General features: G+C 64.0%; 11 protein-coding genes. 5 read left to right on the forward strand and 6 right to left on the reverse strand.

The window, feature by feature from the left end:
* The first annotated feature begins 194 nt into the window (after positions 1–194).
* Entirely contained in the window at positions 195–1,472 is a 1,278-nt protein-coding gene (locus GX444_09825; protein NLH48887.1) for an imidazolonepropionase, read from the forward strand.
* Between the two features lie 48 nt (positions 1,473–1,520).
* Here GX444_09825 and GX444_09830 read toward each other — a convergent pair whose 3' ends face one another.
* A complete protein-coding gene (locus tag GX444_09830; protein NLH48888.1) occupies positions 1,521–2,645 on the reverse strand; it encodes an aminopeptidase in 1,125 nt (374 codons plus the stop codon).
* A gap of 241 nt (positions 2,646–2,886) precedes the next feature.
* Between GX444_09830 and GX444_09835 the strand changes: the two genes are divergently transcribed.
* Positions 2,887–4,617, forward strand: coding sequence for a glycosyltransferase family 39 protein (locus GX444_09835; GenBank protein ID NLH48889.1), 1,731 nt, complete (start codon positions 2,887–2,889; stop codon positions 4,615–4,617).
* 244 nt (positions 4,618–4,861) lie between these two features.
* Here GX444_09835 and GX444_09840 read toward each other — a convergent pair whose 3' ends face one another.
* Positions 4,862–5,491 (reverse strand): ribose-5-phosphate isomerase, encoded by a 630-nt coding sequence (locus tag GX444_09840; GenBank protein NLH48890.1) that lies wholly within the window; start codon positions 5,489–5,491, stop codon positions 4,862–4,864.
* A gap of 236 nt (positions 5,492–5,727) precedes the next feature.
* Between GX444_09840 and GX444_09845 the strand changes: the two genes are divergently transcribed.
* The 3 genes from GX444_09845 to GX444_09855 all read left to right on the forward strand — a co-directional run bounded on the left by GX444_09845 (position 5,728) and on the right by GX444_09855 (position 9,534).
* Entirely contained in the window at positions 5,728–7,398 is a 1,671-nt protein-coding gene (locus GX444_09845) for a putative transporter (protein NLH48891.1), read from the forward strand.
* 58 nt (positions 7,399–7,456) lie between these two features.
* The gene (locus tag GX444_09850) at positions 7,457–7,672 is read left to right on the forward strand and encodes a hypothetical protein (protein NLH48892.1); all 216 of its coding nucleotides are present in this window, start codon (positions 7,457–7,459) and stop codon (positions 7,670–7,672) included.
* Between the two features lie 122 nt (positions 7,673–7,794).
* Positions 7,795–9,534: an acyl--CoA ligase gene (locus GX444_09855; GenBank protein NLH48893.1), complete on the forward strand. Its 1,740-nt coding sequence runs from the start codon at positions 7,795–7,797 to the stop codon at positions 9,532–9,534.
* A gap of 42 nt (positions 9,535–9,576) precedes the next feature.
* Here GX444_09855 and GX444_09860 read toward each other — a convergent pair whose 3' ends face one another.
* The 4 genes from GX444_09860 to GX444_09875 form a co-directional block, all read right to left on the reverse strand.
* Entirely contained in the window at positions 9,577–9,744 is a 168-nt protein-coding gene (locus GX444_09860) for a hypothetical protein (protein NLH48894.1), read from the reverse strand.
* 168 nt (positions 9,745–9,912) lie between these two features.
* Complete coding sequence (locus GX444_09865; GenBank protein ID NLH48895.1) at positions 9,913–10,806, reverse strand: M23 family metallopeptidase; 894 nt, start codon at positions 10,804–10,806, stop codon at positions 9,913–9,915.
* Between the two features lie 52 nt (positions 10,807–10,858).
* Entirely contained in the window at positions 10,859–12,631 is a 1,773-nt protein-coding gene (locus tag GX444_09870) for a hypothetical protein (GenBank protein NLH48896.1), read from the reverse strand.
* The coding region (locus GX444_09875; protein NLH48897.1) for a tetratricopeptide repeat protein at positions 12,628–13,669 on the reverse strand (1,042 nt) is incomplete at its 5' end. The genes GX444_09875 and GX444_09870, both read right to left, overlap by 4 nt.

Genomic DNA, 13,669 nt, shown 5'->3' on the forward strand with positions numbered 1-13,669 from the left:
AAGCCCGATGCAAAACGGAAAATCGAAAGGGAACAACCAACTGGACGTGGGTCTATCAGGCCTCGGCTCCGAACTCTACGTAACCAAGGGGACATTTTTGCTGCACAGTTGAGGGGACATATTGCCTAAGTATAAACACTTGAGCCCGGTCGGCGCCGGTGTTAAATTGGGGCGCACCCAATCCCGGAGCAATCATGCAGCTTTTGATTTCCCCTATCGGGCAGTTGGCTACCCTGGCCGGCGTCGTCGCCAAGGACGGGATCGGCATCGGTTGGGACGATTTGGGGATGATCGAAAACGGCGCCCTGCTGATCGAGAACGGCCGCATCCTCTACGCTGGTCCCGCCGCCGACGCCCCGGAACCGGCGAAGAAAGTCTGGCGGCTCGACGCCGGCGATCTGGTCGCGCAGCCCGGTTTCGTCGATCCGCACACGCACCCATGCTGGGTCGGATCGCGCCACATGGAATTCACCATGCGGGCCGAAGGCGCCACCTACCAGGAAATCAACCGCGCCGGCGGCGGCATCCGTTCCAGCATGCGCCAGTGCCGCCTGGCCTCCGAGGACGAACTGGCGATCGCCACTTTGCGCCGGCTGGGCCGGATGCAGGCTTACGGCGTGACGGCGCTCGAGGCCAAAAGCGGGTACGGCCTGGACACCGAAAGCGAACTGCGCCAACTCCGCGCGATCCGCCGCGCCGGGGCCGCGACCCATCAACTGGTGCGCGCCACGTTTCTCGGCGCGCATGCCATCCCGCCGGAATTCGAGGGCGACAGCGAGGGCTATACCGACCTGATCGTCAAGGAAATGCTGCCGCGCGTGGCCGCCGAAAAGCTGGCCGATTTCTGCGACGTTTTCGTCGAGGACGGGTATTTCAGCCCGGCCCAGGGCCGGCGTATTTTAAAAAAAGCGGCGAAGCTCGGCCTGGGATTGCGCCTCCATGCCGACGAGTTCGTTTCGCTCGGCGGCGCCGAACTGGCGGCCGACCTGGGCGCGGCCAGCGCCGACCACCTGATGGCGGTGTCCAGGGCGGGCATCGCCGCCCTCGCGAAGGCGGGCGTGACGGCGACGCTGCTGCCCGCGACGACGGTTTTTCTGGGCCAGACGAATTTCGCGCCGGCGCGGCAGTTGCTCGACGCCGGGGTGCGGGTCGCGCTTTCGACCGATCACAATCCGGGTTCCAGCCACACCGAAAACCTGCAGCTCGTGCTGACCCTGGCCTGCACCTACCTCAAGATGACCATTCCCGAGGCGCTGGCCGGCGTCACCTACAACGCCGCCCGTTCGCTGTTGATCCACGAGGAAACCGGCGCTTTGCTGCCCGGCCGCCGGGCGGACGTGACCCTGTTCAACGTGCCGGATTTGCGCGCCGTTCCCTACCACCTGGCGGTCAGCGATCTGTGCTACATCGTGGTGAACGGCAATCTCTACGAAGCGCCGCCGGCCCTGGCGCTGCCGGTCGCGGAAAAGTAAAAAGGCCACACCGCGCGGCGTGGCCTCGTGGATGAAATCGGTCCGCGGCTACTTTTTCCGCAACACTTTTTTCGGCGCCGGCGGATTCATCTCCAGCAAATCCGGGTGCACGAAGCGGCCGTCGCGCATGATCGGCTTGCCGTCGAAGAGGATCTCGCCCTCGGGCAGCAGTTTCACCAGATCCCAGTGAATGGCGCTCTGGTTGCCGTTGTTGCACTCGCCGTAGGCCATGCCCGGCGTGAAGTGGAACGAGCCGTAGATTTTTTCGTCGAAGAGGATCGACCGCATCGGGCGGGTGATCTCGGTGTTGGTGCCGATCGCGAATTCGCCTACGTAGCGCGCGCCCTCGTCGGTGTCGAACACCTGGTTGAGCGCCTCGTCGTCGCCGCTGCACGTGGCCTTGACGATTTGGCCCTTGGTGAATTCCAACCGGACGTCGTTGAACTCCTTGCCCATGTAAATGCTCGGCGTGTTGTAGGTCACGTAACCCTCGACGCTGTCGCGCACCGGGGCGGTGAACACCTCGCCGTCGGGGATGTTCATGTTGCCGTGGCAACTGATCGCCGGCAGGCCCTTGATCGAAAAGCGCAGGTCCGTGTCGGACGAATGGATGTGCACCTTGTCGGCCTTGAGCATCAGCTTGGTCAGCTTGGCCTGTTTCTTCTTCAGCGAAGCGTAATCGTAAACGGTGCACCGGAAGAAGAAGTCGGTGAATTCCTCGAGGCTCATCTTGGCGTTTTGCGCCATGCCGTTGACCGGCCAGCGGGTGATGCACCAGCGGGTGTGCTCGACGCGCTGATCGAGGATCGGCTTGTTGGTCGCCTGGAACAGGCGGACCATCTCGTGGTTGGCGTTGGCCAGCACCATGTCGTTTTCCAACGCCCGCACGCCGATGAAGACATCAACCTGCTTCATGAAATCGAGCTTGTGCTGCGGCAAATAGCCGACCTGCGCCTTGGTGCCGAAGTTGTAGAGGTCCTTGTTGATCTCCTCGAACTCCATGTCGTATTGCACGTACTTGGCGCCCTTGAGCAGGCACTGCTTGTACAACTCCTTGACGAAGGGCAGCGTCGCCTCCCCGAAGGCGTTGATCAGCACCACATCGCCGCGCTTCACACCGGTGGAATAGTCGACAAAAACCTTCGCCAGTTCGGCGACACGCGGATCGAACATCGGAAACCTCCATTCGGCGGGTGAGAAAAACCGTTGATTTATTGACTGTTTAACAAGTTCGGGAAAATGCGTCAAGCATTCGCCAGGCGCGCCCGCTCGTTAATGGTCTTTTTTTACCCGGCGCTTGCTGGCAGAATGACGAACGCCGATTCCTTTCACCCGACAGGAGACCCGCGATGCGCCGTTTGGGATCCTTCGCGCCTGGCCGAAACGCGACCGGCGGCGGCGCGCGGGCGCACCGATGACCCGCGACAATCTCGCGCGCGCGGCGACGGTGTTGTGCCTGGCGGCGGCCTTCGCGGCGGTGTTCTTCCTGCGCTTACCGGTTTCCTCCGAAACGTTTTGCGACCCCGACCTGGGCACTCCGGCCTACACCTCGCGGCTCTGGCTGGAAGGCGAATGCCCCTATGCCGCGGCCGTCATCACCAAACCGGCCGGCACGCCGCTGCTCTATGCGCTTCTGTTTTCCGTTTTCGGCCGGCAAATGACCATCGTTTATCGGCTCGCGGTCCTGTGGACCTGTCTGGCGGTCTGGGTCTTGTACGCGCTGGGCAAGCGAATCGCCGGTCGCGGCGCGGGCCTGACGGCGGGCGGACTCTATGCCTTCTATCAGGCCGATTTGATGTCCGCCGGCATCTGCCCCAACTTCGAAAGTTGGACCATTCTGCCCAGCCTGCTTTGCCTCTGGGCGCTCGTCGCCGAACGACGCGGCGCCTGGCGCGTCCTGGCCGCCGGCGCCTGTCTCGGCGTGGCGGTCTGGATGAAACAGACGGCCGCCGCCTTTCTGGCGGGCGCATTGCTTTTTCTCTGGCTGGAGAGTGTGCAATCCAACCCTTATGGAAAGACGCTCAAACCGACCGGCCGCGCCTTTTTTTGGCTCGGCTTGGGCGTCTTGCTCGCCTCGCTTCCTTTTCTCGCGGCCCTGGCCGCGCGGAGTTGCGGGCGCGCGACCTGGGATGTCCTGAATCCCTTCCAAATGAAGAACTACGTCGGCGCGGCCGATCGCCGCTTCTTGCAAGCCTTCGCCCATAGCCAATTGACGCGGTTCGGGCTTTCCAACGGTTTTCTGCTGCTGTTTTCGCTGGCCGGTCTGCTCTGGATTTTGATCCGCGAGCAATGGCAACGGCTGTTTCGCGAACGCCTGGCCCTGGTGGTGTTTTTACTGGCGTCGTTCGGCTCGGTGTTTCTCGGCAGCCGTTTTTACGGGCACTATTTCGTGGTCGCACTGCCTTATCTGTGCCTGCTGGTCGGCGCGGCGTTCGGCTCGCTCCGGCCGCCCGGCGGCATCAAGATCAAAGCCGCGCTGCTGCTAGTGTTGCTCGGCGGCGCGTTCATCGACCTGCGTCCCGAACTGGCGCTCGGCCTGGAGTCGTGGTCGGGTTACCGGCGGGACGGCCGGCCGCTGACCGCCGCCGTGTTCGCCGCCAATCGGCGGATGGAAGCCGAGCCCGGCGGGCTCAATCCGTTGCTCAATCATCTGGAGTTGCAACCGACCTATCACCTGGTGGGCGACTGGGCGCGGGAGCGGCTGCGGCCGGGCGAAACGGTGTGGAGCCTCGACTATCTGCCGGAAATGTATTTTTACACCCAGTCGTTCTCGCCGACGCGGCACCAGGAAAATTTCGAATGGGTCAGCGCCGCCAATTCGCCGACCTACGGCCTGTGGCACGACCGCGAAACGGCGGCGGTCCGGCAAAACCGCCGGGAACTGCTGGACCAACTGCGCGCCCGTCCGCCGCGCTTCATTTTCCGGTACGCCGACGATTGGCCCAACTACCGCGACCGGCGACTGCCGGCGCCGGCGAACTGGCCGCTGAACATCTTCGGCGATCCCCTCGCCGCCCCGCCGAGCCGGGTCGAGGTTTTTCCCGAGCTGGAAAACTGGCTGAACGAAAATTATCGGAGCGAAGCCGTCGCCGGGCAGAAATTGTTGCTGGTGTACGAGTATTCGCCCAAAACCGAAACCCCCTGACCTTCGGCCGCACGGCCATCGATCCTGACGGATCGAAGACCGTGGCACCCATGGTTGGAAACACGAATGGAAAAACATCTCTTGTTGGTTAATTCGTGATCCTCGTTCGCGGTGATGAACAATTTTCGATGTGCCACACTTTCAACCGAGGATCGAGGTTGAAGGTGTGGTGAAAAGTTATCCACCAATTCTGTCCTATTCGCGTGTATTCGCGTTCATTCGCGGTTGGTCTTGCTTTCGCGGCTCAACCTTTTCGTTTTTGCAGCGCCGCGCGCAGATCTCCGTCGGCCAGCGAATCGACCGCCAGCAGTTCCCAAAAACCCGGATACGCGAGCGCGGGGCGGATCGCGTCGTCGGCCAGATCGCGCACGATGTCGGCCAGCGGGCGATGGGTCGCGCGGTTGATGTCGAGCAGTCGCCGGCGGCTTTCACGCTGGCTTTGCTGGCGGTGCGGCGGGTAGCCGATGCCGCTTTCGACGCCGAAGAAGGCGTCGAAAATGAACCGCAGATTGACGTCCGACGCCCAGCCGTAGCCCTGGTTGAGCATCAGCGCGAAGCAGTTGCCGCCGTTGATCTGGGCGAAGAGCCAGGCGTCCAGCGCGGTGAGAATGTGGCCGCAGACGACGCCCGGGTACTGCATCACCGAATTCAAATAGCCCTGGCCGGTGCCGCAGCCGCCCACCACCAGATCCACCCGGCCGGTGTTGAGCAGCAGCGCCGACATCAGGCCGGTGTGAATGTAGGTCAGTTCCGGCGTTTCGCCGTTTTTCTTCATTCCGGCGTTGACGATTTCATGGCCGCGTCCGTCGAGCGCCCGCAGGATATCGGCGTTGCGGTCGGCGGCGCTGGTTTCGTTGAGAACGGCGATTTTCATTCTGAATTCCTTTCTCCGGCGGATCAGCCGTTACTATAACCTGGACTGCCGTCGGTTTTCCATTGCCGTTTCGCGGTCTTGACTTCATTCGTATATGTGATAAAGGGTCGCCCGAGAAAAGGAGTTTCGTCTTGCGCGACTGCAATTGTCTCTTGTTCCCTCTGAAAGGCGGCATTTCCAACGCGATTTAACTGCGATCTCGAACCGCCCGTTCGCGTTCCGAAGGATAGACGACGATGGATTGGCTGATTGTTTTGTTCAAGAATTTTTCCGTGGCGCACGCCGTGCTGATGCTCAGCCTGGTGGTCAGCCTGGGGTTGGCGCTGGGCAACATCCGCTTGCTCGGCATCAACATCGGCGTCGGTGGGGTGCTCTTCGCCGGCATCGCGCTGGGTCATTTTCACCTGACCATCAACGAGGAAATCCTCGAGTTCGTGCGCGAATTCGGGCTGATCCTGTTCGTGTACGCGATCGGCCTGCAGGTCGGCCCGGGCTTCTTCTCGTCGCTGCGCCGCCAGGGCCTGACGCTTAATTTGCTGGGCGCGGCGATCGTGCTGGGCGGCACGCTCATCGCGGTGTTGATCGCCCTGTTCGCCAAGGTCGATTGGCCGGTGGCGATCGGCCTGTTGTCGGGCGCGGTGACCAACACGCCCAGCCTCGGCGCGGCGCAGCAGGCGCTCAAGGACCTGGCCACGGCGGCGCCGGACGCGGCCTCGATGGTGGGCCTGGCTTACGCGATGGCCTATCCGTTCGGCATTTTCGGCATCATCGTCACCATGCTGCTGATCCGCCTGCTGTTCCGAATCAATCCGCAAAAGGAAGCCGAGGAGTTCGAGCGGCTGCAGCAGGGAAACGTCGCCCCCATCCTGACGCTGAACTACGAGATCACCAATCCGAATCTCGACGGCATCACCATCGAACGGCTCGAGGAACTGAACAACAACAGCATCGTCGTGACGCGCCTCTACCACGAAGGCAAGCAGGAGCTGGCGATGCGCGACTCCCGCGTCCGCCTCGGCGACATCGTCCACGCGGTGGGCACCGAAAGCCGCCTGGAAAGCTTCCGGGTGATCGTCGGCAAGGCCAGCGAGCTGGAGTTGCCGGCCATGCCCAGTTGCATCTGTTTCCGGCGCGTCGTGGTGACCCAGAAGGCCATCGTCGGCAAGGATCTGGGCAAGCTGGACCTCGAGGAAAAATTCGGCGTGATCATCACCCGGGTCATCCGGTCGGGCGTCGAATTCTCGCCCCGCCAGGGAATGAAGCTGCACTTCGGCGACCGGCTGATGGTGGTCGGCGTCGAGCAGGCGCTGGACCGCGTGGCCCGCGTCGTCGGCGACGAGGTGCGCGAGCTGGACAAGCCGCACATCGTGCCGATTTTCGTCGGCATCGCCCTGGGAGTGATCGTCGGCAGTTGGCCGGTGCTGCTGCCGCACATGCCCGCGCCGGTGAAGCTCGGCCTGGCGGGCGGCCCGCTGCTGGTGGCCATCGCCATGGGGCGGATCGGCAAGATCGGCCCGCTGCTCAACTACATGCCGACGCCGGCGAACAAGTTGCTGGCCGAATTCGGCATCGCCCTGTTCCTGGCCTGCGTCGGCCTGCGCTCGGGCGAACGCTTTTTCGAAATCCTGCTCGGCGGCAACGGCCTGAACTGGATGTGCCTCGCCGCCCTGATCACCGTCATCCCGCTACTGGTCGTCGGCTTCGTGGCGCGCGGCTTCCTGAAGCTCAATTACGTTTCGCTGTGCGGCCTCTTGTCGGGCTCGATGACCGATCCGCCGGCCCTCGCCTACGCCACCCAGCTCATCAAAAGCGACGCTCCCTCGATCGCCTACGCGACCGTCTACCCGCTCACCATGCTGCTGCGGGTCGTCATCGCCCAGGTGGTGATTCTGATCGCGCTGGGGTAAAGTGACCGCCGTTGCTTTCAGTCGAAACGAATAATCGATCGTCGAAAGGATTTACCACATGCCTTCCCCAATCACCGAACAGGATCGGGCGCGCGCGAAACAGTGTATGGAATGCCCCGTCTGCAGCCGGGCGCGGACCATGCAGAAGGGTTTGGCCTATTGGTTCGTCAAAACCATCGAAGGCGGCCTCTGCCCGATGTGCAAGGCTTACGAAAAGGTCTACGGCCGCAAGGCCCACGAACCGCTGTCGACCTCCGGTTCGGCAAGGATGTAGGCCCGGCGGTTTTTGTCCCTTGCCCTCAGTAAATTCTCGCGTCTATAGTAAGCCTTCAAACAGGTGCCGATCCTTTTAAAATTACGCTCATTTCATGGCCAGCGCCGGAAGGGAGTATCGAAATGACTGAACTGACTTTCCGCAACGGGGTGCCGCAATATACCTTGGCCCATTACGAGCAGGATTACGCCGACCGGCACCTGCTGCACGGCTGCGTCGCCAAGTGGGCGCGCGAAATACCGAACAAAGTCGCGATCATGCATTACGATTCCGGCCGCGATTACACCTATCGGCAATTCGATCAGATCACGACGGCCTTCGCGCTCAAGCTGCTCCGCCTCGGATTTCAGCCGGGTGATTTTTTCGCCACCATGCTGCCCTTCCTGGCCGAACATATTTTTCTGGAATATGCCTGTTTCAAAATCGGCGTCATCCACGCGCCGCTCGATTTGCGTCTGAAAGCGCCCGAAGTGATCCGTTCGCTCGGCCTGATCAAGGCCAAGGGTTTCGCCTACCTCGGCAAGACGCCCAACGCCGACTTTTCGCTGATCGGCCAGGCCGTGAAGGACGCCTGCCCCTACGTCGAGCGCTTCGTTCAATTCTCGCCGCCGGCCGAGACGCTGCCGTTCGCCATTTCGGCCTTCAACCTCGCCGCCGAGGCCGAGGCCGAAGCGAAAGCCGCGCTGGCCGATCCGGCGCACTCGGAAATTCTCGCCCAATACCAGAAAATCGCCGGCGCGATCAAAGAAACCGACGGCGCCCAGGTGATCTATACCACCGGCTCGACCGGTCTGCCCAAACCGGCGCTGCTTTCGCACCGCAACATCACCTCGCAGAACATGTGCCTCGGCGGTTCGTTCGATATCAAGGGCGAGGCGCGCATGCTGGTCAACCTGCCGCCCTCGCACGTCGGCGGCCAGGCCGAGCAGTTGATGACCCCGCTCTTTTGGGGCGGCACGGCCGTGGTGCTGCAGATTTTCGACCCGGCCAAGACCCTGGACGCCATCCAGAAGTACAAGGTCGATAGTTTCGGGCAGATCCCGGCGCTGTTCGCGATGGAATGGCGGTTGCCGAATTACCAGGATTTCGACCTGTCCTCCTTGAAATTCGCCCTGTACGGCGGCCAGCAGGTGACCCGACAGTTCCTCGAACAACTGGCGGCGATGGCCCCCAAGTTCGGCACCGGCCTGGGCCTGACCGAAATGGGCGGCTTCTGCACCTACACGCCGCTGGACGGCACGGTCGACGACATCCTGGCCAGCGTCGGTTTCGACATGCCGGTGTCACCGATCTCGATCCGCAAGGGCCTGAATCCCGACGGCACCGCCGGCGAGTCGCTGGCGACCGGCGAAATCGGCGAAATCTGCTTTTCCGGCCCGCAGGTGTTCATCGCCTATGTCAACAACGAGGAAGCCTACCGCAAGACCGTCTCGACCGACGGGGTCTGCTACACCGGCGATTTGGGTTTTTACGACGAGAAAGGCCTGCACTTTTCGGGACGGTCCAAGCTGGTGATCAAGCCGAAGGGCTATCAGGTGCACCCGGCGCAGATCGAAGAGCATTTCTGCGAGTTGCGCGATCAGGTGGCTTCGGCCGCGGCGGTCGGCGCGCCCCACGAGGTGTTCACCGAAGGCGTGGTGCTGTTCATCGAAAAGAAAGCGGGCGCCGCGTTGACCCAGGCCGATCTCGACGCGCACGCGAAGAAGATCGCCGCCTACATGCGGCCGTCGCTGTACATCCTGCTCGAGCCCGGCCAGATGCCGCTCAATCGCGTCGCGAAAACCGACTACGTCAGCCTGAAGGAACAAGCCAAGCAGGCGATCGAAAAGGCGCGCGCCGCGGGCGGCTGGGATCGCGAATAAACCATCGACCGGGCTCGGTCGACCGGATCGGGCCCGGCTGCTTTATTCTTCGTCGCGATTGAGTCTTTGGCAATGAACGCAAAGGCGATGCCCGCCCGTTCCTTCTTTTCGATATTCTTTCTCGATGTTGTTGCCTTCCGTGCAGGCACTGTTGTTGTGATAGACATCGGTTCCCTTTTTCGTCGAATGAAACGCGGCTACTTTCGGCATCTTCAACCTCCCTTATCGATGGCCTGGGAAATTTTTATTTTCGCCGCAGGATAGATCAGGAAACGACTGGAGTAAAGAATAATTATCGTATAATAATGTCACTTTTTAGTAAATTGTGGATGGCTTCCTTTAACAATTTGGTAAAAAAGACGTTAATGGATGAAGCGATCAGTCGCCGTAAACCGTATTCGGCTCGGCGGTCGGGACGAGAGAGGGAACCTCGACCATGGGCGGCGGAGTGGCCGCGGCGGGCGTGGCGCTGTCGGCGGCCGGCGTTTGCTCCGTTGACGGCGCGGCGGCGGGCGGCGGCGCGGGCGCGGCGGCGGCCTGGCCCATTTCGGGCAGGAAGGGCCGCGGGTCGACCGGGATGCCGAAGCGTCGCAATTCGTAGTGCAGGTGCGGCCCCGAGCTTTGCCCGGTATTGCCCGACCGGCCGATGATGTCGCCTTCCTGTACTTCCTGGCCGGCCACGACAACGGCGCGGTCCAGATGCCCCAAAAACGACGTGTAGCCCTGGCCGTGCGCGATCACCGCCACCAGCCCGTATGCCGGGTCCTCGCCGACGAACACCACCCGGCCCGGCGCCGTCGCGACCACCGCAGTCCCCACGGGCACGGCGATGTCGACGCCCGTATGCATCTCGGGCGCGGCGGTCAGCGGATTGACGCGCAGGCCGAATTCGCTGGTCACCCAGCCGCGCAGCGGCCAGCGGGCCGGCGCGCTCATCCACGACCAATGGGCGGCGTGATAATAGCGGTCGGCGACCAGGCCGGTCTGATCGGCGTGCGATTTTTCCAGCAGGGCGTCGTCGACGCCGGCCCCGGCGGACGCGGGCGCGGCGGTCGCCGCCGACGCGGCGGGACCGTGCAGTTGCAGTTCCAGACTACGGATGGTGAAGCGCGCGCCGACGTAATAGAAAACGAGCAGCAAAAACAGCAAGGCCAGGCCGCCGAGCATCGCCAATCCGAACCGCAGGGTGCGTTCGGTGAAACGCAGGCGCCGCACGCGATCCTGGTCGTCGAGCAGCAGCAGCGTAAACTGGCGATTGCGGCGGGGTGTCATCAACCTGGCTCCTTTTCACGCCGCTTTGTCGTACCGGCGGCGCGGCCTGCTGTCAAGGCAGCGGCAGATCGCGTTCCCGCGCCGCCTGCTCCAGGCTGGCCTCGCCGGTGTAATCGTCGAGCGGCAGCAACGCCGCCTTGCCCTTGATCTGCTTGAACACGTAAAGCCGCCGGTCGGGGAAAAAGCGCGCCGCCACCTGGCGGTCGACCGGCGTGCCGCCGGTGCGCAAATACAACACGTCATCGGACAAATCGGGACGCGGCAACGGCCGGCCTAGCACCCAGGAGCGTTCGTTGCCGCCGGCCCAAGGATAGAAATCGGTGAACACGACGGCCTGGCGCAGCCCTGCATCGCGAGCGAGGCGCGGCAATTCGTCGCCGGCCCGCGCGGCGCGGTACAACCCGCCCAGATGCGCGGGCCAGAAGGTCAGCGCCGCGATCAGCAACAGCGTCGCGACCGCCGTCGCCGGATGAAGCGGCCGCCGGAGGCCAGCCGCCAAGCCCGCCGCGACGAACGGCAACAAGACCGCGCCGGCGGTGTGATAGAGCTGCGGGCCGGTGTCGGCCAATCCCGGCCAGAAATAGAAAAACAACGCGGCGAAGGTCAGCGGAACCCCGGCGAACACCGCCCGGACGCGCGCTTCACCGCGCCACCGCCAGAATCCGTAACCGGCCAGCGCCGTGGCCGCGGGCAGCCCCAGCAGGAAAAAATCGAGGCGGGCGAGATTCTGCCCGGTAGCCCGCAGGCCGGCGAGCGGCGTATGCACGATCTCCCACGGCGCGGGGCCGAAGCCGAACGGCGAGACAACCGGAAAATGCCGGTAGCCCCACCAATACGCCTGGTAATTCGTCCAGAAATACGATCCCCACAAATGGTGATTCAACAGCGCGTAAGGGATGACGGTCAGCAGCGAACCCAGCACGGCGCCGCCCAGTAACGGCCACCGCGACGGCCCGCGAACGATGCGCCGGAGCAACAACAGGATCGGCGCCGCGCCCAACAGCGCCGGTTCCTGCTGGCGGCACCAAAACGCCGCGCCGAGCGACAGGGCCGCGCCGAAGGCATCGGCGAACCGGCCCGTTTCGACCGCCCGCAACACGAGCCAGAGGCCGAGCACGACCAGCACCGTCGCGGAATTTTGCGCCAGCAGCGTCGCGCCCGTGGACGCCAGCAGCGGGCTGATCGCGGCCAGGCCGGCGGCCAGCAAGGCGGTCGGTTCGTCGAAAAGCCGCCGCGCCAAAAGAAAAAGCAGCGGCACCAGAAGCGCCGCCAGAAGGGGACCGATCAAGCCGATCAAGCCGGCGCGCTCGCCGAGCGCCAGCACCAGCGGATGGCCGAAGCTGTACTGCCCGAACCAGCGGCCGCGGTAGATGCCGAGGAAAATATATTCGCAAGCCCGCTCGTCCGGCGGCGGCGGCGCGGTGAGTTCGCCGGCGGCCAGCGTTTGGGCTTGAAAGCGGTAGACCATTTCGTCGTCGGTCAACGGCGCGCCCTGCAGAACCAGCAGGCGGATGCCGCCGGCCAGACAAAACGCCAAAAGCGCGAAGCCGGCCAGCCAAAACCGCCGCGATGCCTTCTCGGTTCGCGCGGCGGATTTGAGCAGGCCGAGCAGGAAAATCGCCGCCGCCAGCGAGGCGAGAAACGCCGCCAAATACCAGCGCCACTCGCCCGCCGGCATCTGAAAAGCCCAATCGACGCCTTGCGGCGAGCGTCCATAGCGGCGCACGGCGGCGAACGGCCCGAGCGCCCAGTCCAGCGACCAGTAGGCAATGACCGCCGTGACTGCCCCGAGCAAACCGGCGATCCGCTTGCTGCCGCTGGTCATGGTTGCTCCGCGTACGCCTTTTGGTATTGCAGCACTTGCGGATGTTGCGGCGCGAGCGCGATCGCCGCGGCCAGCCATTTTTCGGCTTCGGCGCGGTCGCCGATCTCGTGATAATAATTCAGCAGGCCCAGGGCGAGATCGACGCTTTGCGGAAAGCGCGTCCAGCCTTCGTCGAGCAGTCGCTTGGCGCGGTCGCGGTCGCGCGCCCGAAACAGCGCCGCCGCCAGCGCCGCCAGGGGCTGCGGTTCGTTCGGCCGCAACGCGCAAGCTTTTTCGAAGGCCGCCACGGCCTCGGCAAACCGGCCGCGCTGCACCTCGACCCCGCCGAGCGCCAGCCACGAGGAAAAATCATCCGGCCGCGCGGCCAGCACCCGGCCGAACAACTCGGCCGCCTCGTCCAGTCTGCCCGCGCGCCGGTCGAGGTGGGCCAGGCCGGTCAACGCGTCGGGATTGCGCGCGTCGCCGCGCAATACCGCCCGCAAGTCGGTTTCGGCCGCCGGCAGATCGCCGCGGCCCAGCGCGATCTGCGCCCGCCGCAAACGCGGATCCACGTAGGCCGGGTTGGCCAGCACCGCCGCGTTGTAAGCCGCCAGCGCCTCGTCGACCCGGCCCAGCAGCCGCAGGGCCTCGCCGCGGTTGAACTGAATCCGATCCTGCTGCCCGCCGTAGGAAAGCGCCTGATCGAAGGCCGCCAGCGCCTCCTCCAGCTTGCCGGAGGTCGCCAGCACCGTGCCCAGGTTGTTGTACAACGCCACCGGGTCGGCGCTGGGCGATTGCCGGTTGAAGGTCTCGGCGTTGCGCAGGGCCGCGAGCGCCTCGTCGAGCTTGCCGAGCCGGCGATAGGCGGCGCCGAGGTTCGCCCAGAGCAGCGGCGCTTGCGGCGCCTGACGCAGCGCGCTTTCGTACAAGCGCGGCTCGTCGTGCCAGACATCCGCGGCGGCCACCGTGCGCTCCGCCCCCACGACGGCCAGCAGCGCCAACAGGCCCGTCGCCGCCCAGGCCACCGCGACCCGCCGCCGGAACAAATTCGCGACGGCC

The sequence above is a fragment of the Myxococcales bacterium genome (assembly GCA_012517325.1).
GTDB lineage: Bacteria > Lernaellota > Lernaellaia > Lernaellales > Lernaellaceae > JAAYVF01.